The sequence below is a fragment of the Emticicia aquatica genome (genome assembly GCF_923079645.1).
In the GTDB taxonomy this organism is placed as follows: domain Bacteria; phylum Bacteroidota; class Bacteroidia; order Cytophagales; family Spirosomataceae; genus Emticicia; species Emticicia aquatica.
Map to the genome: position 1 here is coordinate 450,284 of NZ_CAKLPY010000001.1, position 25,061 is coordinate 475,344.

General features: G+C 33.8%; 21 protein-coding genes. 12 read left to right on the plus strand and 9 right to left on the minus strand.

The genetic code is table 11. The features are described 5' to 3' along the window. Nucleotides 1–6: 6 nt before the first annotated feature. The gene (locus MJQ71_RS01900; protein ID WP_238804026.1) at nucleotides 7–1,026 is read right to left on the minus strand and encodes a DUF4249 domain-containing protein; all 1,020 of its coding nucleotides are present in this window, start codon (nucleotides 1,024–1,026) and stop codon (nucleotides 7–9) included. Nucleotides 1,027–1,289: 263 nt separating this feature from the next. On the opposite strand from MJQ71_RS01900, the gene MJQ71_RS01905 reads away from it, so the two are divergent. Both MJQ71_RS01905 and MJQ71_RS01910 read left to right on the plus strand, forming a co-directional pair. Further along, the gene (locus MJQ71_RS01905) at nucleotides 1,290–2,324 is read left to right on the plus strand and encodes a LacI family DNA-binding transcriptional regulator (RefSeq protein ID WP_238804027.1); all 1,035 of its coding nucleotides are present in this window, start codon (nucleotides 1,290–1,292) and stop codon (nucleotides 2,322–2,324) included. 74 nt (nucleotides 2,325–2,398) lie between these two features. Then, nucleotides 2,399–3,244, plus strand: a complete 846-nt coding sequence (locus MJQ71_RS01910) for a glycoside hydrolase family 16 protein (protein WP_238804028.1) — start codon at nucleotides 2,399–2,401, stop codon at nucleotides 3,242–3,244. 599 nt (nucleotides 3,245–3,843) lie between these two features. On the opposite strand, the gene MJQ71_RS01915 is transcribed toward MJQ71_RS01910, so the two are convergent. Genes MJQ71_RS01915 through MJQ71_RS01925 form a run of 3 tightly spaced genes read right to left on the minus strand, consistent with a single transcriptional unit; the run spans nucleotide 3,844 to nucleotide 7,667 of the window. After that, a complete protein-coding gene (locus MJQ71_RS01915) occupies nucleotides 3,844–4,488 on the minus strand; it encodes a response regulator (RefSeq protein WP_238804029.1) in 645 nt (214 codons plus the stop codon). Between the two features lie 6 nt (nucleotides 4,489–4,494). Beyond that, nucleotides 4,495–6,402, minus strand: coding sequence for a sensor histidine kinase (locus tag MJQ71_RS01920; RefSeq protein ID WP_238804030.1), 1,908 nt, complete (start codon nucleotides 6,400–6,402; stop codon nucleotides 4,495–4,497). A 29-nt stretch (nucleotides 6,403–6,431) separates the two neighbouring features. Further along, complete coding sequence (locus tag MJQ71_RS01925) at nucleotides 6,432–7,667, minus strand: spore maturation protein (RefSeq protein ID WP_238804031.1); 1,236 nt, start codon at nucleotides 7,665–7,667, stop codon at nucleotides 6,432–6,434. Between the two features lie 26 nt (nucleotides 7,668–7,693). On the opposite strand from MJQ71_RS01925, the gene MJQ71_RS01930 reads away from it, so the two are divergent. Continuing rightward, nucleotides 7,694–8,536, plus strand: a complete 843-nt coding sequence (locus MJQ71_RS01930; RefSeq protein WP_238804032.1) for a M15 family metallopeptidase — start codon at nucleotides 7,694–7,696, stop codon at nucleotides 8,534–8,536. Between the two features lie 121 nt (nucleotides 8,537–8,657). Here the strand turns inward: MJQ71_RS01930 and MJQ71_RS01935 are convergent, their stop codons facing one another. After that, nucleotides 8,658–9,050 (minus strand): LytR/AlgR family response regulator transcription factor, encoded by a 393-nt coding sequence (locus tag MJQ71_RS01935; RefSeq protein ID WP_238804033.1) that lies wholly within the window; start codon nucleotides 9,048–9,050, stop codon nucleotides 8,658–8,660. Between the two features lie 276 nt (nucleotides 9,051–9,326). Between MJQ71_RS01935 and pheS the strand changes: the two genes are divergently transcribed. Beyond that, on the plus strand, nucleotides 9,327–10,364 hold the full coding sequence (gene pheS / locus MJQ71_RS01940) for a phenylalanine--tRNA ligase subunit alpha (protein ID WP_238804034.1): 1,038 nt from the start codon (nucleotides 9,327–9,329) through the stop codon (nucleotides 10,362–10,364). A gap of 64 nt (nucleotides 10,365–10,428) precedes the next feature. Here the strand turns inward: pheS and MJQ71_RS01945 are convergent, their stop codons facing one another. Beyond that, complete coding sequence (locus MJQ71_RS01945; RefSeq protein WP_238804035.1) at nucleotides 10,429–10,965, minus strand: RNA methyltransferase; 537 nt, start codon at nucleotides 10,963–10,965, stop codon at nucleotides 10,429–10,431. A 130-nt stretch (nucleotides 10,966–11,095) separates the two neighbouring features. Between MJQ71_RS01945 and MJQ71_RS01950 the strand changes: the two genes are divergently transcribed. From MJQ71_RS01950 to MJQ71_RS01965, 4 genes are all read left to right on the plus strand, one after another. After that, entirely contained in the window at nucleotides 11,096–11,707 is a 612-nt protein-coding gene (locus MJQ71_RS01950; protein WP_238804036.1) for a LysE family translocator, read from the plus strand. A gap of 70 nt (nucleotides 11,708–11,777) precedes the next feature. After that, on the plus strand, nucleotides 11,778–12,248 hold the full coding sequence (locus MJQ71_RS01955) for a YHS domain-containing (seleno)protein (RefSeq protein ID WP_238804037.1): 471 nt from the start codon (nucleotides 11,778–11,780) through the stop codon (nucleotides 12,246–12,248). Between the two features lie 41 nt (nucleotides 12,249–12,289). Beyond that, nucleotides 12,290–12,682, plus strand: coding sequence for a DoxX family membrane protein (locus tag MJQ71_RS01960; protein ID WP_238804038.1), 393 nt, complete (start codon nucleotides 12,290–12,292; stop codon nucleotides 12,680–12,682). A gap of 29 nt (nucleotides 12,683–12,711) precedes the next feature. Then, on the plus strand, nucleotides 12,712–13,728 hold the full coding sequence (locus tag MJQ71_RS01965; protein WP_238804039.1) for an ATP-grasp domain-containing protein: 1,017 nt from the start codon (nucleotides 12,712–12,714) through the stop codon (nucleotides 13,726–13,728). A gap of 59 nt (nucleotides 13,729–13,787) precedes the next feature. On the opposite strand, the gene MJQ71_RS01970 is transcribed toward MJQ71_RS01965, so the two are convergent. Next, nucleotides 13,788–15,311, minus strand: a complete 1,524-nt coding sequence (locus MJQ71_RS01970; RefSeq protein ID WP_238804040.1) for an McrB family protein — start codon at nucleotides 15,309–15,311, stop codon at nucleotides 13,788–13,790. A gap of 442 nt (nucleotides 15,312–15,753) precedes the next feature. On the opposite strand from MJQ71_RS01970, the gene MJQ71_RS01975 reads away from it, so the two are divergent. The 4 genes from MJQ71_RS01975 to MJQ71_RS01990 all read left to right on the plus strand — a co-directional run bounded on the left by MJQ71_RS01975 (nucleotide 15,754) and on the right by MJQ71_RS01990 (nucleotide 23,016). Then, entirely contained in the window at nucleotides 15,754–19,035 is a 3,282-nt protein-coding gene (locus MJQ71_RS01975) for a SusC/RagA family TonB-linked outer membrane protein (RefSeq protein WP_238804041.1), read from the plus strand. A 122-nt stretch (nucleotides 19,036–19,157) separates the two neighbouring features. Next, nucleotides 19,158–20,837 carry a SusD/RagB family nutrient-binding outer membrane lipoprotein gene (locus tag MJQ71_RS01980; protein ID WP_238804042.1) on the plus strand — a complete coding sequence of 560 codons (1,680 nt, stop codon included), beginning with the start codon at nucleotides 19,158–19,160 and terminating at the stop codon, nucleotides 20,835–20,837. A 100-nt stretch (nucleotides 20,838–20,937) separates the two neighbouring features. Beyond that, complete coding sequence (locus MJQ71_RS01985) at nucleotides 20,938–21,654, plus strand: hypothetical protein (RefSeq protein ID WP_238804043.1); 717 nt, start codon at nucleotides 20,938–20,940, stop codon at nucleotides 21,652–21,654. 75 nt (nucleotides 21,655–21,729) lie between these two features. Further along, the gene (locus MJQ71_RS01990) at nucleotides 21,730–23,016 is read left to right on the plus strand and encodes a monooxygenase (protein WP_238804044.1); all 1,287 of its coding nucleotides are present in this window, start codon (nucleotides 21,730–21,732) and stop codon (nucleotides 23,014–23,016) included. On the opposite strand, the gene MJQ71_RS01995 is transcribed toward MJQ71_RS01990, so the two are convergent. Next, nucleotides 23,013–23,624: a redoxin domain-containing protein gene (locus tag MJQ71_RS01995; protein ID WP_238804045.1), complete on the minus strand. Its 612-nt coding sequence runs from the start codon at nucleotides 23,622–23,624 to the stop codon at nucleotides 23,013–23,015. The genes MJQ71_RS01990 and MJQ71_RS01995 overlap by 4 nt on opposite strands. Next, a complete protein-coding gene (locus MJQ71_RS02000; RefSeq protein ID WP_238804046.1) occupies nucleotides 23,621–24,937 on the minus strand; it encodes an alkaline phosphatase D family protein in 1,317 nt (438 codons plus the stop codon). The genes MJQ71_RS01995 and MJQ71_RS02000 overlap by 4 nt, the downstream gene beginning before the upstream one ends. Nucleotides 24,938–25,061: the final 124 nt, after the last annotated feature.

Sequence of the window (25,061 nt, forward strand, 5' to 3'; positions counted from 1 at the left end):
AAGAAATCAATCAATCCAATCTCGTGGTTTGATTGGTGTACGATTTGGACCTTCGATGCACGCAAATGTAGAATTAAACAAATTTGGGTTTGTTTTTCTACCAAGTAAACCAACTGGGCTAGCTTTTCCTTTGGCATTTTCACGGTTGAGCCAATATTTTATAGTATTGGCACTGCCAACCATAAAAAATCCAGCAATTAATTCTTTCGGATTCGTAAAATTTCTAATATTTCCAATAATAGCAGCTGGTGGCGTATCAACCAACGTTCCAGTCTTTTCGGTTTGTTCAGATAAAATCTTTAAAAAACGATAGCCTTCAGCAGGAATGGCTATTTGTTTAACTTCAATTAATGAACCAGACGCCTGATAATAAGGAATTTGAGCTATTAATTTCCCAAAAACTGGTTTACCATTTGAATAAATATCGCTAAAAATATTTAGGTTTTCGTTGTGTAAAATCTCCCAACAATTTTGGGAACAATAATAATCAACCGAATATTCGGTGTGACAAACAAACTGACGTTCCCACAAAGTCCACGTCCAAGTGTAATAATTTTGTTCGTCAGCGGAGTCTTTAAAATCAATGTATAAATAATTTGCGGGAATTTTAGTGAGACCTTTTTGAATACCATTTGGCTGAAATTCGTCATATATTTTATCAATTGAAGGCGTATTTGGTATTACTTGTTCATTCGATTGGTATTTTGTACCATCTTTTTTTTGAAAAAATAATTGATAAGAATTACCTGCTTTTGCTCGAAATGTTGGTGGGAATGAATAAACCCCTTCGCCATTATCGGTTAATGAAATACTTTCTTTGCCATTGACCAAAACCGCTACTTTCAGATTTGGAATGGCTTCATTATATGCCGTTTCACTTTTGGTAGAAGAAGTCAGAATACTGATTTTTTGTGGAATATCTTCATCTGTGAGCATCGCATCAACCACAATTGTATGCAAAGAACTTTCTGTAATCGTCTCAAAAGGTTCAACACAAGAGCTGAACCAAAGCACTAAAACGAACATGAATATTTTCCTGCTTTTAAACATTTTGAATTGAAAATGAGATATTGAAGAATATAAGAGTTTACAGTAAATCTTTGATTATCAGTTTATTGTAAATAATAGGGGAGGAAAGTTATACGTACTTTCAAACAAAGATAAGTATTGAAAGAGATTATATAGCTCCTTGTTTAATTTAATTTTTTATGCTCAATGAATGAAAAAATAAAGAAATATCAATCAAAAATATATCTTTGTGAATAGTACAAATTGTCAAACAAACATCAGTGAAAGAGAATACGCAAATAATCACCATTAAAGATATAGCTCGAAAGTTTAAATGTTCGCCTTCAACGGTTTCGAGAGCATTGAACGATAATCATGTGATTAACGAAGAAACTCGTAAAACGATTCAAGAATATGCCGAGAAAATGGGTTATCAACGAAACATCATTTCGTTGAGCTTACTCAATAAATCGTCTAAAACTTTGGGAGTTATTTTGCCCAATATTAATCATTTTCATGAATCTTCGATGCTTGAAGGGCTTCAATCTACATTTCAGCCTTTGGGTTATTTGCTTCATATTTGTGTGACAAATGAAAGCTACGAATTAGAAAAACAATATATTGAACGGTTATTGGCTAATCGAGTTGATGGTATTTTTCTTTCAATTTCTCAAGAAACGTTTGATGAAGAGCATTACGAGCATATTGAAAAAGCGATTAAACGAGATATTCCATTGATTTATATTGACCGAAAATTTGAAGGAGCATCAACCAATGGAGTCGTAATTGATGATTATAATGGAGCATTTTTGGCAACTCAACATTTAATCGAAATTGGATGTAGGCGAATTGCCCATTTGCGTGGGCCAAAAGGGTTGACGGTTTCAGAATACCGATTCAATGGTTATCGAGATTGTTTGCTCAAAAATAATTTCACGATTGACGAATCTTTGATTTGTACGACCAATTTTGAAGTAGAAAGTGCCATTGAACCGACCAACTATCTGCTAGATTTACCACAAAAACCCGATGCCATTTTTGGTGTCAATGACCATGTTTGTATTGGAGCAATGCACGTTATTAGGCAGCGTTGTATTCAAATTCCTCAGCAGATTGCCCTTGTTGGTTTCGATGATTCGCCCATTGCACAATATTTTTATCCACCATTGAGTTCTGTTTTACGGCAAAGTCGGCAAATAGGTTTGGAAGCTTCTACACTATTTCTGAATCAGTTAAAGACGAATAAAGAAATGCGTTCATCTCAAAATATTGTATTGCCTTCAAAACTCATTATTCGAGATTCTTCTAGAAAATAACAATAATTACTAGAAAAGAATAGATTTTTATCAGAAAACAATGTTTTTAAATATTCAACCTAAAAAAATATCCAATGCAAAGACAAATTTTATTGCTATCGCTTTCACTTGTTTTATTGATTTATGTAGCTTGCCGAAAGCAAAACCCTACGCATTCTTTAATGAAGATTGTATCTAACTCTTATCAAATTGATAAATCAAATCCAGTTTGGCAAGATGAATTTAATTATAACGGTTTGCCCGATTCAAAGAAATGGGGCTATGATATTGGCGGGCATGGTTGGGGAAATCAGGAAAAACAATACTATACAAAAGAGCTTAAAAATGCTCGTGTTGAAAATGGAAAATTGATTATTGAGGCTCATAAAGAAAAATTCGAGAATAATGAATATACGTCGGCTCGTTTGGTAAGTAAAGGCAAAGGTGATTTTTTATACGGAAGATTTGAAATCAAAGCGAAATTGCCAAAAGGTGTTGGCACTTGGCCAGCCGCTTGGATGTTAGCAACTGAGCAATCATACGGTAATCAATATTGGCCTGATAATGGTGAAATTGATATTATCGAACATGTTGGCTTTGACCAAAATAGAATTCACGGCAATATTCACACAAAGGCTTTTAATCATACAATTGGAACGAATAAAGGTAATAATATTATTGCAACAAATGTTTCTGACGAGTTTCATGTGTACGCTTGCGAGTGGTTGCCTGATAAAATTAGTATCGAAATTGATGGAAAATCATATTTTACCTTCAATCGAAGTGGTAGTTGGGAACAATGGCCATTCGATAAAAAGTTTCATTTATTGCTCAATATTGCGATTGGTGGCGGTTGGGGAGGACAAAAAGGAATTGATGATTCTATTTTTCCACAAAAAATGGAGATTGACTATGTAAGAGTTTATCAAGCTACAAAGTAATTTTCTGCATATAACTATACAAATTAGGCTGTCCCATAATTATGAGACAGCCTGTTTTTTTATGGGTTACGAGCAAAAACTTATATTTTGGAAATAAAGATGGCTAAAGAAAAATAGAAAAGCAAGAATCAAATCGCTCTTGCTTTTACTCTCGTCAAACTGCTGTTGATTATTAAAACCATCAATTTTGTCAATTGATGGTTTTAACTTTATGCTTTACACGAATTTATTGCAACAATGACAATAAATATTGATACAAATAAGAGTTCGTCAAGGTGTTCGTAAAATATCTTTTTCATTTAACTTCGCTTTTTATACTAATGATTCAGATTATCATAAAAAGGTTGAAAGCGTTATGAAATTTATTTTCTATTTTTTCGATAAATAAAGAACACTTTGCAATTTTAACTTTTATTTTGAATGTGTTAATTGTGAGTTTTAGTAAATAGAATGTTCTTATTTCATGGCTATAATTATTACGCTTTTTGATGATACAAATGTCGTAATACGCATGATTACTTACAATACCCCAATATTGGTATTTTTCAGAATTTATATATCCGTGCTAGTACGCATATTTGTCTTTTTCTAATTTTTTATTAGATTAATCTGCGTTCGACGGCGTATTTAATTAGTCCAACGATTGTTTTGGTATTGGTTTTTCGGTAGATATTTTTGCGATGAGTTTCGACTGTTCGCTCAGATATGCAGAGTTTTTTTGCGATTACGCTATTTGAAAATTCTTGTGCGATAAGTTTTACAATTTCAATTTCACGCTCAGTAAGATGATAATTTTCTTCTTCACTTTCGTTACGTGTTGATAAGCTTCTCAAAATCTCGTTAGAAACTTCTCGACTAAAGTAGATATTTCCTTTGGCTATTTGTTGAATTGCTTCGATAAGTTCTTCTCTTCCAATTGTTTTGATAATAAATCCAGAAATGCCCGCATCCATCAAATCATGTACAATTGAAACATCATAAGAAACAGATAAAGCCAAAATCTTTACTTCAGGAAAACGTTTTTTAACTTTCTGTGTGAGTTCGATGCCCGTCATTTTGGGCATATAAAGGTCAGTTAACAATACATCAACTTGGTTGTTATTCAAAAAATCTAGGGCAGAATTTCCATCCGAGCATTTTCCAACTACGATGAAATCTCCGACGCCTTGAAGCATAGACTCAATGCCATCAAGAAGGATTTGATGGTCATCAACAATCAGAATGTGTAATTTTTTAACAGACATTTAGTTTTATAGCAAAGGGACTTCAACAACTACGCTTGTTCCTCGCCCAATTGTTGAATCAAAATTAACACTTCCATTTAGATATTCTACACGGGTTGCAATGTTTTTTAGCCCAATTCCATTACTTCCCGAATTTATGGTATCAAAACCTTTTCCATCGTCTTCAATAATAAGTATTAATTCATGCTCATGCTTAACAAGTTCGATGCTTACTTTTTGGGCTTCTGCATGTTTAATTATGTTACTAATTATTTCCTGCACGATGCGGTATAACATCATCTCTGTTTTTTCATCGAAACGCTCTTTAACTCCAACAATTTGTAAATCTATTTCTAAATTACCTAGAGCATTTATTTTGTTGGAGAATTGTTTTAGGGCAGATGTTAAGCCAAATTTGGTCAATGAATTTGGCATCATATTATGTGATATTTCACGTACTTCTTTGATACTTTCTTCAAGCAAATCAAGTGAGTTTTGCATGCCAGTATCTTTTATTTTTTTTTGCGAAATATAATTTCCGAGCGTCATTCGAGCGGCAGCGAGGGTTTGACCGATTCCATCATGCAGGTCACGGGCGATTCGTATTCGTTCACGTTCTTCGGCTTCAAGAACTGCCTGCGTACGTTGTTGTTGAATAAAGTTTTTCTCAATTAAAAGTTTTTCACTGGTATTTTGAATCATTTTTACACGATAAGCCAAAAGACCGCTCAATGCCATTATTTCTATCAAAAAAGCTATAACAAAATAGTCGATTCCTGCTATAAAACTTCCTGGAACAAATTCATAAGTACTTAAACCTGAATAAAAAGCAATAAAAAACACAGGTAAATTGGCTAATAAATAATAAGAAGCGTCTTTCTGAAAATGTTTGATAACGATGCAATAAATGGTTGTTCCAAAAACAAAAAAAGGAGGAATACAAATCGCTAAACTAACAAGAAATGTAATTGAAACCGTAAATGTGTCGAATAAATAGTCATTTAGAGCCAAATGATCTAAAAAACTCATACTAATGAGAATACAGAAAAGTATGATAAAAAAATTACTATACCATTGAAATAGTGGATTTTTGAGTAAATCCCAACGTAAATAACTGCGAACAAAGAAGATATTAGTAATCAATAAAATCATTGCGGCGATATATCTTACTTTATCACCTTCGATACCCAATGCACCATCTCCATAAAATCGTATAAAATAACCTTGCATGGTGTATATAAAACTTAATGCAGCTAATACATATATGCCATAGTACATATAAAGTTTTTCGTTGAAAACCAATGATAGAAGCAAGGAAATAAAAAACACAAAAGCGAAAATGCCTGAAATAAAACCCCAATTGTAATGGTCATTTGTTGGATAAAAATAATCGAAGTTGTTCTTTTCCCAAATTGTCAGTGGAAACGAAATAGAACCGAATTTTTTACGTACTTTCAGATAGTAAACAACTTGTTGACGAGGCTGAATGGTTGTCGGAAAAATAAAATCACGGTGTTTGATAATTCTATTTTGTTGAGGAGTTTTCCAGCTAAGTGTTTGTTTATCAATTACTTTCTTGTTTTCGGTTACATAAAATGCAATTTCATCATACAATGAAAGATGCAAATGAATCAGCAAGTTTTGGATTAAATTGGTTGAGTTTTTTAGTTCAAATCGAAACCAATATGCACGTCCGCCAGCCCAATAAGTAGGCACACTACCACGTGCTTTTTGAAATTTATAAACTTGTGGAAAAGCCGCTAATTTTTCGATGGGAAAATTTTCATTCAATTCTGGTAGAAAATAAATTTCTTCAGGCGAATCTAATTTTTTCCAAGAACCATCATAATCAATGATATCATCCTTCGTTTTATCTTGGGCAAAAAGATAAAACGAAGGGAATAAAATCAATATAATTAACAACTTTTTTATCATTGAAAAAGATATATTTCAAGTTTTTATGCTCAATGGAAGAAAATATAAGAAACTACAATTGCCGTAATGACACCAGCCAAATCGGCTAAAAGGCCTGCAACAAGTGTATAACGTGTGTTTTTGATATTTACCGAACCAAAATAAAGGGCAAGCACGTATAATATCGTATCAGAGCATGCTTGAAAAACACACGAAAGCCGACCTACAAACGAATCTGCTCCAAATGTTTTCATTGAATCTATCATCATTGCCCGAGACCCACTGCCACTTAAAGGGTGCATTAGAGCGGTGGGAAGTGCATCTGTAAAATCAGTATTCATGCCTGTAATACTAAAAATCCATTTTAAACCTTCAACAATGTAAGTCAAAGCTCCCGAATTTCTAAATGCTCCAATCGCAACCAACAAGCCTACTAAATACGGAATAACTTTGATAGAAGTTTCAAAACCTAATTTTGCACCTTCAATAAATACTGGAAAAATATCTACTTTTTTGTAAATCGCACCACCAATAAAGCCAACTATAAAAATCATCAAAATCATATTACTGACCACTTTTGATGTAATTTCAATTTCTTCTTTTGGTAATCTCGAAAAATACCAAAGTACAAATCCGATAAAGCCTGTCAATCCTAAAAGCCATGAAAGTAAAGTTTTATCGAAAAAATTGATTCGCTGTTTGATACCAACAAAGAGCATTCCAGTAAGTGTAGCCACATAAACCGAAATTAGAGCAGGAATAAAAATATCGGCTGGGTCAGCTGCATTATAAATTGCCCGTTGTGCCATAATACTGAGCGGAATAAGCACTGGCCCAGCACTGTGCAGCACCATAAACATGATTTGGGCATTTGAAGCAGTATCTTTACTCGGATTTAGCTCTTGTAAACTTTGCATTGCCTTCAACCCAAATGGTGTGGCAGCATTGTCGAGGCCAAGCATATTGGCCGAAAAGTTCATAATCATTTGTCCATTGGCAGGATGGTCTTTTGGAACTTCAGGGAATAATTTACTGAAAAATGGACCAATTATTTTAGCCATTCGTCTAATTACGCCAGCTTCTTCACCAATTTTCAAGATTCCTAGAAAGAACGTCATCACACCAGCAAGAGGTAAGGCAATATCCATTACAGCCATTTTTGACGAATCGAACATCCCTTCAATGATTATTTTAAAAATCTCGGTATCGCCTGTGAAAATGAGTTTTAGTAATGCCACCACAAAAGCAATCAGAAAAAAAGCTACCCAAATATAGTTTAATGCCATAAATTTGAAGGTTTAAGTTTAGATTTGTGGCTAATTTAAGGATAAACCACGATATTTATACGAATATTGATAGAATGATGTTGAAATTATTGCCACAAATGCCACTTAAAAAGCAATTTTTACTGCCAAATACTATATTATTATTGATGCTTTTTGCTTCAGCATGTCAAAATAAAATTCAAAATGAACTAAAAAAAGTTGATTCAGTAGTAAGTAAAAAAGATACCGTTGTTGCGAAAAAAGAAACAATTATTCCAGAAATTGAGCAGCGGATGATTGCACAAGGATTAGTTAATATTCAATCACTTGATTCGACGATTATGGTTGAATTGAAATATTCTACGACCGATAACTTTGTACATACTGATGTTTATGGAGCATTGGAAAGAGCATATTTACAACAAAAACCAGCCGAAATGTTGGTAAAAGCGAGTAATATCTTACAAAAAAAATACCCAAATTATCGTTTGTTGGTTTATGATGCCGCTCGTCCATTAACGGTTCAACATACTTTTTGGAATTTGCTAGATAGTATTCCGCCTAATAAACGAGAAGATTTTGTTGCAAATCCAGTCATCGCTTCAATTCATAATTTTGGTTCGGCCGTTGACCTAACAGTTTATGATATAATGACAAAAAAGCCTTTGGATATGGGAACAAAATATGATTTTTTTGGCGATTTAGCTTATCCAAGATTGGAAAAAGTAATGCTGAAATCTGGTCAGCTTTCGCAAGAGCAACTTACAAATAGACTTGTTTTACGTGAAGCAATGGAAAAAACAGGATATATGAAGATTGAAAGCGAATGGTGGCATTTCAATGCTATGGCTCGAGTCAAAGCCAAAAAGTTGTATAAAATTGTGGACTAATTATGCAAAAAGCAACCACCCAAATGGACGGTTGCTTTATTGATCACCTAACCACTAAAAAGTATTATGAAAAAAATATAATACCAGTAATCTTTATCAAAAATGCTATTGAAAGCATTCATTAAGCTTTATTATAAACTTCAAATTTCTCAACAACTTCTTTTACCTTTCGGCGAGATATTTCAATATTTTTACCTTCATCAAAAGCAATCTCACTACTATTTGCTTGAATATCAACACCCTTCACAAAACGAATATTAACAATGTGAGATTTATGAACCCTTATAAAAAAATTTTCATCCAAAATGCCTTGGTAATGTTTAAGCGTACGGGCCGAAACATATTTTTTGTTTTGCGTATATACAACTGTATAATTACAATCGCCTTCCAGTCTAATAATTTTTTCAATAGGAATCCTGACTAAACTATTTGAAAAATGTAATTTAATTTGTCTTTTGTTAAAATTAACTTTTTCAATAGCATTACAATTGGATGTATTAGTTATTGCTTTCATATTTCTTTGGAATGTTTGATTAAACAAACATAACCCCAAAAATATAACTTAGCAAATAATGTGTAAAACAGAAATAGTGTATAAGTAGTTGATTATAAGTTATTTGTGTTTTATTCCTTCATTATTAACAGTAAAAACACCTTACAAAATGCGTAAAAATACGTATTAGCAAATACCCTAGTTTTGGTATAGTTTTTACTTATTTACGAAGTAAATTTATGGCAGATTCTGACATTATTTATATCTTTGTGCCAAAATTTATTAAACGGTATTACTGTGTTAGACAAGATACAAGCATTATTTGACGAAGTAAACTCAGTTGCAGTTAGCAGCAAAGATGACTTAGAAAAGTTTCGGATAAAATATATTAGCCGAAAAGGAATTTTAAATGACCTTTTTGAGGAATTTAAAACAGTAGCTAATGATCAAAAAAGAGCGGTTGGACAAGAGCTTAATAAATTAAAAAACTTAGCTGAACTACAACTAAAAAGTTTTACTGAAGCATTAGAGCAAGGAGCAGATGAGTCAAATAATAGTCGTGGACTTGATTTGACTTTACCTGTTGCACCAAATTTTGCTGGAACGATTCACCCACTTACATTGACTCGTCAACGAGTGCTAGAAATTTTTGCTCGCATGGGTTTTAGTCATGAAGATGGTCCAGAAGTAGAAACTGATTGGTACAATTTCACCGCTTTGAATTTTCCTGAAGATCATCCAGCACGTGAAATGCAAGACACTTTTTTTGTTGAAAAGAAAGATGTACAAAAAGACGATGTACTTTTGCGTACGCATACCTCAAATGTGCAAGTTCGGTTGATGGAGCATAAAAAACCGCCAATCCGCTCATTAATGATTGGGAGAGTTTATAGAAATGAAGCTATATCGGCGAGAGCCCACTGCCAATTTCATCAAATTGAAGGTCTTTATGTTGATAAAAAAGTAAGTTTTAAAGATTTAAAAGATACATTATATCATTTTGCGAAGGAGATGTTCGACAAAGACACAAAGATTCGTCTTCGTCCGAGTTATTTTCCATTTACCGAACCAAGTGCTGAAATTGATATTTCGTGCTTTATTTGTAAAGGTTCAGGGTGTAATATTTGTAAACATTCGGGTTGGGTAGAAATTGCAGGTTCGGGAATGGTTGACCCAAATGTTTTAATAAATAGTGGTATTGACCCAGAAGAATATACAGGTTTTGCCTTTGGAATGGGCATTGAGCGTATCACAATGCTTCGATATGGAATCAAAGATTTACGCCTTTTCTTTGAAAATGATGTTAGATTTTTGAGACAATTTGAAGGAGCTTAATTATCGTTTTTTAAAATCAGTAAGCAGTTTGAAATTTTCTTGACTGTTTACTGATTTTGTGTTTTTACTTTGTTTTTAATTGCTTGCTAACAAAATCCCAACAAATAATTCCGACCGTTACAGAGATATTCAATGAGTGTTTTGTGCCAAATTGAGGTACTTCTAAGCAATTATTAGCCATTTCTACTATTGTCTGATTGACTCCAAAAACCTCATTTCCGAATATAAAAGCATACTTTTGATTTGTTTCTGGCATAAAATCATTTAGCTTTAAACTGTTTTCTACTTGCTCGACCGCCAAAACTACATAGCCTTCAGCCTGTAATTGGTTGACCAATTCAATGATGTTTTCACGATATTCCCACGCAACTGATTCTGTCGAACCAAGGGCAGTTTTTTCAATTTCACGGTGGGGAGGGCTAGCCGTTATACCACATAAGTAAATTTTTTCTACCAAAAACGCATCAGCAGTTCTGAAAGCAGAACCTACATTATTCATACTTCTAACATCGTCGAGAATAAGGCAAAAATTATGTTTGTTGGTTTCCTTAAAATCTTCTACTGAGAGGCGGTTTAAATCCTCCATTTGCAATTTTTTCATTCTTTATAATTTTTGGCAAAGGTATTTAAAATAAAGAAGTTTTTGTCAAAATATGTCGGCAAACAGACTTTTTAATTAATAAAACCAAGCTTACTTTGTGAAAATAAAATAATAATAACGAATGGATTTTGTGATTTTTTTACTCGTAGCGTTGATTAGTTTTGCGGGTTCTTTACAAATAGGAGCAGTAAATTTAGCCGTTGTTCAAACAACACTCAATCGGAATTTATCCGCAGGAATTTTGGTAGCTATTGGTGGTAGTATTCCCGAATTTATTTATTCTTTTTTGGCTTTAAAAGGGCTATTCTTTTTACAAAATAATCAACTAATTATTAATGTACTAAATTGGCTAATTATTCCTGTTTTTTTGTTGATGGGTTTAATGAATTTATTCCAAAATGAAACTAAAATAGTTGATACAAATAAGGCTTCTGTTATTAAAAATATTGACTTTATTAAAGGATTATCCCTTGGAATGCTTAATCCACAATTGTTGCCTTTTTGGTTTTTTATTTTGGTCTATTTAAGTAAATACTTTGTTATCAATAGTTTATCCGAAAAATACGCATTTATTCTAGGTACAGGAATAGGAGCTTTTGCCCTCTTGTTCTTATTTGCTTATTTATCTCATTACTACAACGAACGAATAAAAAAACTTTTGCGATGTTACTCCGTTAACCGTATTATGGGATATTTTTTTATTTCATTGGCAGTTATTCAAGCGATAAAAGTTTTTGTTTAAATTGGTCATTTTACCGACATTTCATTTTTGCTTCAACCATTACTTTTGTGACATAAAACAAATATAATCAATGAAAAAAGTAATGTTATTTTTGATGCTGATAGCTTTTGCTACGCAAGCACAAGATGGGGCAAATACTGCCCTCCGTCAGAAAAATTTTCTATTAGAAAAAGGAATCGCACTAAGTGGTTATGACCCAGTAAGTTATTTTTCTTCGGGGCAGAAAATGGCAAAACCACAGAAGGGGAAAATAGCTTTCAATTATGGTGGTGTGACGTATAAATTTATTTCTGAAGCAAATCTAGAAACTTTCAAAAAAATGCCTGTTAAATATGAACCTGCTTATGGTGGTTGGTGTGCTTATGCAATGGGAGCGAAAGGTGAAAAAGTAGAAGTTGACCCAGAAAACTTCAAAATAGTGAATGGTACTTTGAATTTATTTTATAGAAATTTCTTCTCAAATACTTTGGATGATTGGAACAAAGAAGAAACAAAACTGAAAAAACAAGCAGATATTAACTGGACAAAGTTTTTTAAATAAGCCCCAAAAAATTAATCATTGACCGAATAACTCTTTTCAAAATGAAAAACTTACAATCAATAGCTCGAATCGTGGCAGCATTAATTATGCTACAAACATTATATTTCAAGTTTACAGCCCAACCAGAAAGTGTTTATATTTTTTCAACACTCGGAATTGAACCTTTCGGACGCATTGGTTCGGGTATTGCCGAATTAATCGCATCCATTTTATTGCTGATTCCTTCAACTGCTTGGTTGGGGGCAATAATGGGTTTGGGTGTGATGTCAGGTGCAATTGTATCGCACTTGACAATTTTAGGAATTGAAGTCGAAAATGACGGTGGACAGCTTTTTATTATGGCTTTGATTACGTTCTTTTGCTGCTTAATTGTAGTGATTTTCAACCGAGCAAAAGTGCTAAAAATAGTTTCAGAAATGTTGCCAAAGAAATAAGTTTGTATATTATAATTTTAAAGAAAATCATGCGAATACCTTTGTTTTGGGTAAAAGTTTTCAATTACGAATATTGGCCTTGGTGGTTATTTTATTTACCAATGACTCCTTATTGGCTTTTGCAGGCTGTTCGAGCTAAATCATTGACTTTTTTTACGGCGGTTAATCCAGGAATTGAAGCAGGAGGCTTTTATGGTGAACATAAAACTGAAATTTTGAAAAACATTTCTCCTGATTATTTAGCAAAAACTATTTTTATTCGCTTCGATATACCATTTGATGAAGTATGTAAATTGTTGATTATCAATAATTTGACTTATCCAATAATTGCTAAACCCAATGTTGGTGAAAGAGGAAATGCAGTGGCAAAAATTCATTCTGAAGAAGAATTAAGACAGTACCATTTATTGACTAAAGCTGATTATTTAATTCAAGAATTTGTTACGTATTCGATAGAATTTGGCGTACTTTTTAGTCGTATGCCCAATGAAAAATTAGGAAAAGTGTCATCAATAACACGAAAAGAATTTTTGACTGTTACTGGTGATGGAAAATCGACCATTGAAGAACTTATTTTGCAAAATACTCGTGCTAGATTTCAACTGGAATCTTTGAAACAAAAATTAGGTATTGGCATACAAGAAATTTTAGCAGTTGATGAAAATCGTTTGCTCGAACCAATTGGTAATCATTGTCGAGGAACCAAGTTTGTAAACGCTAATTACTTGCTCAATAGTGAGTTAGATGCAGTTTTTGCAAAAATTTCTGAAAGTTTTGATGGGTTTTTCTACGGTCGTTTTGATTTGAAAGTTTCGAGTATTGAAGATTTGTATTTAGGGAAAAATATTAAAATAATGGAATTGAATGGTGTTAGTTCCGACCCAGGTCATATTTATGACCCCAAATATTATCTTTGGAATGCTTATCGGGATTTGATGTGGCACTGGAAACGGGCTGCAAATATTAGCATTGTCAATCAGAAATCTGGAGTCAATCCATTACCAATAAAAGATATTTTTGCTATTATAAAAGAACATTTTGCGTGAAAAACTTTAAAACTGTGGCATTTTCTTATTAATTGGATGTGCCACAGTTTTGCTAAAATTTATTGATAAATTCTCGCAAAGACATCTTTATTAATTTTACCCAACACTAAATCTGGATGAATAAAATATTTATAAACTTCATCTTCATATTCATCCAAAATTGTTCCGAAAACATCTTTTGTTTTAATCGATTCTCTACCAATTATTTCATTACCAATTACAAGTCTAATTTTCTCCCAATCGTTATTGAAATATTCTTGTAATAACGGAATGATTTTGGAAGAAAACATACTACATAAGCTTATAATTGATTGACAATCAAATAAATATGCATGACCAATACAATGTTCACGGTCAATCAAAAATTCGATTCGTTGGTTAATTTTTGTCAGAAGTTTCTCTAAACTCAGGTCTTCTATATCTTGAAGTAAGTGTAATTGTGGTATCATTTCTTTGAACTCAAATCTTCGCCTCAATGCCAAATCTAACAGTGCAATTGAGCGGTCGGTCGTGTTCATTGTGCCGACGATATGTAAATTAGCAGGTATGCCAAAACATTCTTTTGAGTAGGGGAGTGTGAGCCAAAGCTCATTTTTTGCTCCTAATCTTTTGTTATCTTCAATTAATGTAATGAGTTCACCAAAAACTTTTGAAATATTAGCCCGATTTATTTCGTCGATTACTAATAATTGGCTTCCCGCAGTATTAAAATTTTGTTCTCTATTTTCAACGGTATCTTCCAAACAATCTTCAAATGAATTGTAGCCTGCTTTTTGTAAAGCAGCCAAACAAGATTGATAAAATAAGCCTTTTGCTATTTCATAATTTACTTGACCATTTTTTATTGTCGGACGAATTCCCTCGATAAACTCCTCATAACTATACGATTGATGAAATGTGATAAAATGATAATCGACTAAATGAGAGAGTTTTTGAACCTCAAAAGTTTTTCCCGTTCCAGGCGGTCCAAAGTAGATTAAATTTAAAGGAATATTGAGTTTAGGTTCATAATTCGTTTCTTGTTCAGCAAAATGATTTGATTGATTTTCGAAACTATATTCTTTATTTGGATTAGCAATTTCCCAAAATAATTCATTTCGGAGACCTTCATTTTCTGCGATTTGATACATATAATGATTATGATGCTCTTTTTTCATACTCGAAGCAGCCGTTGCTTTCAGTTCTTCTAGGCAATGCTGCCACGCACTCATTATTTTAGTGTCATCGAGGATACGTTTATATTCAAAAGGGATTTTCACAGAAACAAAATCAGAGCTATCGGCAAGGGTCATTAATTTGATTTCCTTATATTTATTAAATAGTTGTTGGTCTCTTTTTGAAAACATGAGTTCTATCCAAATACCATTTTGGCGGTATAGTTTTAAAGCAGCATAAAAGTTGATATTTGCAGTAATCCCCTTGTCCTTTCTAACCGAGAAAGCAATTCTGGGGTCATCAATGTCAATGTTTGTGACTTCTATGAGTTCTTGTAAAAGTACAAAAAACTTTAAGCAAGCCTCTCTGCTATTAATTTCTTGAAGTTTTTTTATGAGTACTTTTTTTTGCTCAGAAATATTATTCATGTTTTGTCGATACTTTTTAAAATGATATAGATGATAGTTGCTTTTTTATCTAGTTTAATTACAAAAATAGTAGTCGTGCATACTAAAAATCGCCTACTTATAATTGGATTTTTTCAAGAATTTTTGTTTTTTTTAGCTTATAGTTAAAATTACTTAATTATACGCTTCTTGCATGATTAATAATTAGGTATATTGATGTAAATGCAATAGTATATTTGGTGTATAGTATTATATGTAGAACATCCTATAAGTATTGTATTTATTTTATATAAAAAATAACTATATTATGAATATTGCAAAAAAAGGTAATTTTATTTCGTCAATTATAAAAAATGTTATATGTTTAATTCAAGAAAGTACAGAAGTACTGTTTTATTGTTTATGTAAAATAAGTATTTTTGTATCAATTAATTATAATTTAATAACCTAAACTAAAATGTACATGAAGAAGAATCTACTTCTTAGTTTGCTGGGTGTCATCATGTCCTTCGCTATAATGGCTCAAGGCAAGAAGATTACTGGTAAAGTTACGTCATCAGACGATGGCTCAGGATTACCGGGTGTTTCGGTACAAGTAAAAGGTACTTCAAAAGGTTCTCAGACTGATGTAGAGGGTAACTACTCCATTGAAGCACCTGCTGGCAGTACTTTAGTATTCAGTTTTGTAGGTATGAATACCCAAGAGTACAAATTGGGTAGCCAATCGGTTCTTAACGTATCATTAGGAGCAGACACAAAACAACTTTCTGAAGTTGTTGTTACTGCAATTGGTATCCAACGTGAGAAAAAAGCATTAGCTTATGCCGTTTCAAATGTAAACGCTGAATCACTTCAACAACGTTCGGAGCCAGATGCTTTGCGTGCATTGAATGGTAAAGTACCAGGTGTAAACATTATTTCGGGTGGTGGAGCTCCAGGACAAGCAACTCGTATCACAATTCGTGGTGCAAACTCTTTCTCTGGAAATAACCAACCTTTGTTCGTTGTTGATGGTATTCCTTTTGATAACTCAGTGAATGCTACTGATGGTTTCAATACGAATACTGTAACTTCAAACCGTGCTTATGATATTGACCCTAACAACGTAGAGTCAATGACAATTTTGAAAGGTGCTGCTGCTTCTGCTCTTTATGGTTCACGTGCAGCTAACGGTGTGGTTGTTATTACAACTAAAGCTGGTAGTAAAAATGCCAAAAAAGGATTAGAAGTAACTTACAACTCATCTTATTCTACTGAAAAAATCTCAACAATTCCAGATTATCAAGATTCTTATACGCAAGGTTCAAACCAAACGTATAACGGTGGATTTATCGGTAACTGGGGTTCCGCATTCCCTGCGGCAGTTGATAGAATCAACCAAGCTTTAGGGTTTGAACGTTATTCAAAAACTATTGATGGAGCATATCCAGCAGGACAAGTTCCTCATCCATTAGTTGGTGTTGCTTATGGTGCTGCTCGTTATAAAGCTGCGTTCCCTGAATTATTAGATGCCAATGGTAAAGCAATTGGAGTTGAACTTGTACCACACGATATCATTGGTGGATTTTTCCGTCGTGGTAATGTGATTGAAAATAGTTTCAATATTAGTTCTACTGGTAATACAACAACTATCAGTGCAGGTGCTTCACGCATGACAAACCAAGGTATTATTCCTGGTTCAAACTCAGATCGTACTACTTTAAACTTTGGTGGTAATGCTACCTTAGCTAACAAGCTTAACTTGAGCGGTAATGTTAACTATGTAAGTACAAATCAAGCTTCTCCACAATCAGGTGCTGGATATTATGCTGATTACGGTGGTTTGGCTGCTGGTGGTTCAATTTATAGTCGTTTGTTCTATTTACCACGTAACTATGATTTGAATGGGTATCCATTTGAAAACCCTGTTACTGGTGATAACGTTTTCTATCGTGCCTTGGACAATCCACTTTGGACAGCTAAATACAATACTTACACAAGTAAAGTAAACCGTGTATTTGGAAATATGGCGTTGACTTATGACGTAGCTCCTTGGTTAAACTTGACTGCTAAAGGTGGTATTAACACTTATTCAGAAACTCGTAGAGACGTGTTCCGTCCGGGTGGTAACACTGTTCCATTAGGTCAAGTAAAACGTAGAGATATTACAAATACTGAATTAGATTTTACTTTCTTAGCTTCTGCTCAAAAAGATATCACAGAAAAAATAAACATGCGTTTATTGGCTGGTTTCAATGCTAACCAAAGATATAAAAACTTTAGCAGTGTACTTGGGCAAACAGTTATCGACCCTAACTTATTAATTGTTGGCGGTACTAACTCTCAGTTTGCAAGTGAATACCAAAGTAGAAGACGTTTGTATGGTTTCTTTGCTGAATATGGTGCATCGTATAACAATTACGCATTCTTAACTGCTACTATACGTAATGACCACTCTTCAACATTACCTAAAGCAAACAACAGTTATATGTATCCTTCAGTAAGTGGTTCATTTATCTTTACTGAAGCGTTTAAATTACCAACTAATATCTTGAGCTTTGGTAAAATTCGTGCTAACATCGCTAAAGTTGGTAAAGATGCTGACCCATATCAAGTATTTACTTCTTATAACTTTGCTGTTCAGTATTTTAATGCTTCTCCAATCTCAGCAACTGCATTGCCAACAACTTTGAGTAATGCTACATTAAAACCTGAGTTTACAACTGAATATGAATTAGGAACTGAATTACAATTCTTCAAAAACAGAATTGGTGTTGACCTTGCATACTTCAATCGTGTTTCAACTGATTTGATTGTAACTGCACGTATCCCAACATCTTCAGGTTTTGATTATAAAGCAACAAATGCTGGTAAAATTATCAATAAAGGTATTGAGTTAGGTTTGAACTTAGTTCCAATCAAATTGAATAATGGTTTTACTTGGAATTCATTTATTGCTTATACTCGTCTTCGTTCAGAAGTAGTTGATGCTGGTCCAAGTGGTGAGTTATTCTTAGGTGGTACAGGTCTATCATCAACAGGTACAATGCACCGTAATGGTTTTCCTTTCGGTATGATTTATGGTTCTAAAAATGCCCGTGATGACCAAGGAAATATATTGATTAGCCCAACAACTGGCTTACCATTGCAAAGTCCAAATTCAGAAATTTTGGCTAATCCTGCTCCTAAATATACAGTTGGTTGGACAAATACATTTACTTTCAAAGGATTTACACTTTCTGCTTTGATGGACTACCGTGCTGGTGGAAGTATGTTCTCTGCTACTGCAGCTTCATTATTATTGAGAGGTCAATTAAAATTCTCTGAAGATCGTGAAGGTATGCGTGTAATCCCAGGTGTATTGGGTGACCCTCAAACATACAAGCCATTACTTGACGAATCAGGTAAAGAAATCAAAAATACAATTCCAATGACTGCGTTCCAATCTCATTTCTCAAATGGATTTGGTGCTTACGGTGCTGACGAAACAAATATTTATGATATTACTACTATTCGTTTACGTGAAGTTTCATTAGGATACAATGTTCCTAAAGCTTTCTTGAAAAAAACATTACCATTTATTGGTGGTTTAAGAATTTCAGGTTCGGGTAGAAACTTATGGTTTAAATCACCTAATATGTTAACAGGCTTAAACTTTGACCCAGAAGTTTTATCAAACTTTGCTGATTCAAACGTTCAAGGTTTTGACTTAGGTGCAGCACCATCAACTCGTCGTTATGGTATTAACTTATCTGTGTCGTTCTAATTTTTATTAATTTTTAGCAGAAAGATTCCAAATTTACTAAATATTGAATCAAAGGTTGAAAAGTATCTTTATTTAACCTTTACGCTAAGAGATTAGTATCAAACCAAAAATCGTAAATAGAAATGAAATTAAAATATATATCAAAGGTAGTAATTACTACGGGGCTTATCAGCTTGCTAAGTGCTTGTGACCTGACTGAGTTGGAAATTAACAAAGATCCAAATAGCCCGACAGTTGCTTCTGCAAAATTATTATTGCCAACTGCTGAACTTGCCGTAATTAATGCGGTAACAGCGGTTAATGATAATGCAATGGGATTTTCAGGTTTATTAAGTAGTGCTGATAATTTTGATTTGAACAATCAATCTTATAATGGTACTTGGAATGGCTTCTATCGTAACATGAATAACGTTGAAGCAATTATCAATGCAAGTGCAAATAGCCCTAAATACTTAGGGGTTGCTCAAGCATTGAAAGCATTTGCAATGGGTAATTTTGTGGATACATTTGGTGACTGCCCTTACAGCGAAGCTTGGAAAGGAAATGCTGAAACTGCAATAACTACTCCAAAATTTGACAAAGATTCGGATATTTATGAAGCTTTAATTAAGCTTTGTGACGAAGCGGTTGCCAATTTAGCTAAACCATCTGCTGAAGCATTATCTGCTTCTGCTGATTTTATGTATGGTGGAAATTTAACTAAATGGACGAAATTTGCTAAATCTGTAAAGATTCGTTTGTTATTGAATTCTCGTAAAGGTCGTTCAACAGGAAATGCTGATTTAACTGCAGCTATTGCAGCGGGTGGTTATATTACTTCGTCTGCTGATGATTTTACTTATAATTTCAGCACTGCATCTTCTCCTGAAGGTCGTCATCCTTGGTTCCAATCTGCATATTTGGCAGACAACGGATTTTCTTACCCAGCTCATCAATTGATGGAAGAAATGATTTTCAATAAAGACCCACGTTTGGATTTCTATTTCTACCGTCAAACAAGTACTGTGTTAGACCCTAGTAACCCAACAGATAGAGGTACAATCCCTTACGGTGGAACATACTTAGTATTAAAACCAGCGTTCTTGGCTAAATGGGAAGCAACATTTGGTGCTGCTCCATCTGCTGCTGATAAAGCATATATTGCTGGATTCTTTGGACGTGATAGAGGAGATAATACTGGTGTACCTCAAGATGGTGCGTTACGTACAGCTCCTGGTTGTTACCCTGCTGGTGGATTATATGGCGGTAGAAGTGTAGCTGCAAGAGCATTGACTGGTGGTAGAGGTTCTGGAAATGGTATCTGGCCTTTAATTACCAGCAATAATATGAAATATTACCAAATTGAAGCGATATTAGATGCTGGTGCAACAGGTGATGCAAAAGCACTTTTTGAAGCAGCAATAAGAGAACATATCTCACGTGTGAGTGCTTTAGGTTTGAAAGTTGATGCTGCAAATGCAGTTGCTCCTTCTACTGCTGCTATTGATGCGTATGTTGCTGCTCAATTAAGTTTATATGATGCTGCTCCTTCAAATACAGCTAAATTAAATGTAGTATTGAAACAACTTTGGTACTCTTCATGGGGTCAAGGTATGGAAATCTGGAATGCGATGCGTCGTACTGGTTTCCCATCTACAGTTAATAATCCAATCATTAAACCACCAAGACAATATGCTTTGCGTTTACCTTATCCTTCACAAGAGGGTAGCTTGAACCCAAATGCTACTTCAAAATTGACTGAAGTGATTTTTGATAGAGACCCAGTATTCTGGGATAAAGTTAAAACTAAATGGGAATTCTAAAATAATAGAAGTGAGACATAAGATACGAGATGTGAGCAACTGCAAGTATCTCGTACCTCAAAATCCAAAATCTCATTAAAACTTAAAACAGTAACTGAAAATGAAAAAAATATTAAGCTTAACATTAGTTGCTTCTCTATTGCTTGCATTTAGTGCTTGTAGAGATGAATCATTGAACCCCTTACCAACATTTTTACCAGGTGTTCATGCTTTTACTATATTTGATGGTATTGCATTTAACGGAAACTTGCTTGCTAGACCTCAACCATATGAAGTTAACAACGCAAAAAACTTCCCTAAAGCAGCTCAAGGTTCTGCCAAAGTAGATTTTAAAACTCGTTGGGTTTCATTAGATAATAAACTTACAGTTAATAAAATTGAAATTTATGTAAGAATGTTAGAGTCATATAATGACCCTGATGGCAACCCTAAAGTTGCAGATTTAAGTGGCGATGGTAAAGGTAAATTGATTGCTACAATTGGTACTCCCGCGGCTAATCGTCAATGGAATACTTTCAGCATCACACCTCAACAGATTTATAATGCTTACAAATCTGCTACCGTAGCTTACGACAAAGTAAATAAAGTTAGCGTATTCAACAATCCTGGCAGACCACGTCCAGAAGGCGAATGGTTAAGACCAGCAGAAACGGCTTCTTATGGTGCTGTTGCTGCTGATACATTTGTAGTTACTTGGATTCTTTATACTTCTGATGGTCAAGTATTTAATACTTGGAATCCAGATTCAATTTGTGCAGACCCAACTTCTGTTTCTGAAGCAAATTCTAACTGCCAATTATCATTTGTTGTAAAATAATTGAAAGTTGCTTACAAATTGTATATTTTTGAAAGAGCAGATTACAAACGTAATCTGCTCTTTCATTTAATGACTATGAACAAATATAAGTTTATCTCTACATTCGTTCTACTATTCTTTATTCTTGGAAATAGGTATTCGGTTTTTGCTCAAAAAACTACCGAAATTGCATTCCACGAAAATGTTGCTCCCATTATTCATAAAAATTGCACGCCTTGTCATCAACCAAATAAATCTGGGCCATTCAACTTGATAACTTATGAGGATGTTGTCAAAAGAGCTAAATTTATTGGACGCGTAACACAGACCCGTTATATGCCGCCATTTCCAGCCGACCGAAAATTTCAGTCTTATCTCAATGACAGAGGCTTAACTATTGGTGAAATTGCAACAATAAAACTTTGGATTGATGCTGGAATGAAAGAAGGATTTCAGCAGACCAAAAAAATCAATAATGAAGATGTAAATACCGCCACTCAACCAGATTTGATTTTAAAAATGAATAAACCTTATCAGATTTCGGGTAATAATAACGAAGATTTTAGGTTTTTTAGTCTTCCAAGTAATTGGACAAAAGAAGAATATATTGAAGCCATTGGATTTATTCCTGGCAATAAAAAAGTAGTACATCATAGCCGATTAATGGTAGATACAACCAATAAAATTCGCGAAATAGATGGATTATCAGAGACAGACCCTCGTGTATATGATTTTCAGAAAACGGCCTTGAAAGAAGAGTTTTTGTACGGATGGGTGCCAGGAAATGATAAAATTAGTTTTCCGAAAGGTACGGGAGTAAAATTAAATGCCAATTCAGATTTTTTGCTCAATATGCATTATGCACCCTCGCCAGTTGTTGAAACTGACCAATCTGAAATTCTTCTTTTCTTTGCAAAGGAAAAAGTTGACCGTGAAGTGAAAAATATTACGTTGCGTGAAAACGATATTTCAAATAAACCATTTTTAATCAAGGCAGGTGAAAAAGCGACTTTTTTTATCTCAAAAAAAATTGATAAATCTGTATCATTGATTTCTGTTTTGCCCCACATGCACTTGATTGGCAAAACGTTTCGTGCGTTTGTAATTACGCCAGATGGAGAGGTTATAAATTTAGTGAAAATTGATAATTGGGAATTTAATTGGCAAATGACTTATCAATTTAAAAAGCTATTAAAAGTACCAGCGGGTTCGACTTTTATTGTAGAAGCAAGTTATGATAATACGGCTGGAAATCCCGAAAATCCATATTCTCCGCCGAAAGACATTGGTTATGGTTGGGGAACAAAAGATGAAATGTTAAATTTGGTTTTATATTATTTAGATTATAAAATTGGGGACGAAAATATTGAACAGAAACGCTAAAGTTCACATCCTACGGGTTCAACGTATTTTATTTTTACTGCTTCACCTTTTTGAAAAGATGTAATAGCGTCGAGTAAATAAAACGCAGTTGGCGTTGCTCGGTTTCTTCCCAAACCATAAAACCAATTGTCTATTGCTCCATGATAAAGTATTTGTCTTCTGGCGTTCAAGAGAAATACTTCAGGTGAATAATTCCCTTTTAATTTTTTTAACAATTTTCGCTTTGAGTCATAAATAATAGGCAAATCAAATTTGTATTCTTCTCTAAATTCTGCTAATGAGGCTTTTTCAAGTACTTTAAAGGGATAAACTACGTAAACTTTAATGCCTTCGATAGAATATCGCTTATCCAATTCTGTCAAGTTTTTGGTGTATTTTTGACAAATTGGGCATTCTGGGTCAAAGAAAACAACGATTGAAGCTTGGTTGCTTTTTAATTCCTTGAAATTAAATATTTGCTGTGAATCTGTTTGAAGTTTTTGTGCTATTGCTGGGCAAAAGCACAAAATAAAAAATATAATAAAGTAAAAAAACACCTCACCCAAATGGTCAGATGAAATATTTCTCTTTGAAGAAATGGATAAATGGGAGAGGTGTTTTAAAATCATTTCAATTCACTTGCTTTAATTTCTTTTATCCAAAGCTCTTTACCATCTTTGTCTAATATATTTATTTTCAAAACCCTATCATTACGTTTCCCTGAAACCTCCAAAAGACCATAATTATGTTTTGTAACGCTCGTACCTTCTACCACAGGTGAATTTTGCTCTTCTTTCACTGGGGCAGAAGCTCCAGAAGTCAAGGCAGAAACCGTCAAATCGTATAAAGGATAAGTTCCTGCACGTTCAACTTTAGTGAGCGATGTCCAATGGCGGTCGCCACTAATAAAAATTACACCAGGAATTTTTTCCTTCGTAATTAAATCAAAAAGTTGATTACGCTCATCTTCATAATTGGCATAATTTTCAAAAATCTTCGCAGGATTTCCCACTTGCCCGCCCACAACAACAAATTTAAAAGGAGCATTTGAAAACTTCAAGGCATCAACAAACCATTGTAATTGTTTTTGACCAAAATAATCGTGAGTTCCTGTTGTGCGGTCATTTGGTGTTCTCCACCAACGGTCGTCCAATAAGAAAAACTGGCAATCAGCCCATTGAAAAGAGCCTGTAATGCCTTCATTATCAAATGTATAGTTGAGATTTCCCCAAAAAAGTTTAAAAGCATCTAGTGTTTGTTGCTTGCTCACAAAACCTCTATCTGAGTCATTTGGGCCAAAATCATGGTCGTCCCAAATTGCATAATTATGTACGTTTGCGAGTAATGGTTGCATTTCGGGCAGGGAGCGAGTATGCGTATAACGGTGTAAAATGCCTGTTTTTGTGTTCCAATCGGCTTCTCTTAAATACAAATTATCGCCACCCCACACCATAAAATCAGGTTTAGATTGATAAATACTTGTGAAAATTTCATATTCTGAACCATAAGGCTTGCCAGGGCGGTCAAAAGCTTCCTCATTTACATAAGCACAACTTCCAACAGCAAACTTAAACGGTGGCGGGTCTGTCCGAAACTGCCAAAGTGTTTGAGTTTGGAATTCGAGCGGATAATTGAAAGTTACTTTTTTCCTATCAATATAAACTTCGTAAGTATATTTTTTGCCAGGTAAAACTTTGTCGGCAATCAATTTTGCTACAAAAACATCTGGTTTAGTGGTTTTTATTTCATCGGTAGTGAATTTTGTATTTGGGTCTTCTTTGTCCCAATAAACAAATTTAACACTTGCTTCTTTTTGTGTTTGAACCCAAAGTAAAACTTCTTTCATCTCCGAATAACCCAACATTGGGCCTGATTGGATTTGAGCGTAGGTACAAAAATGGACACCACAAAAAGTAATAAATAATAAAAGGCTTTTCTTCATTTGGATTGATGAGGTTTGTTTTCTCAAAATTACATCAATAATTTTAAACCTTAAATTAATAATATGTAAATTATACACTTCATAAACCTTTCTTCATTCCTTTTTCAATTCAAAGATTAGGCTT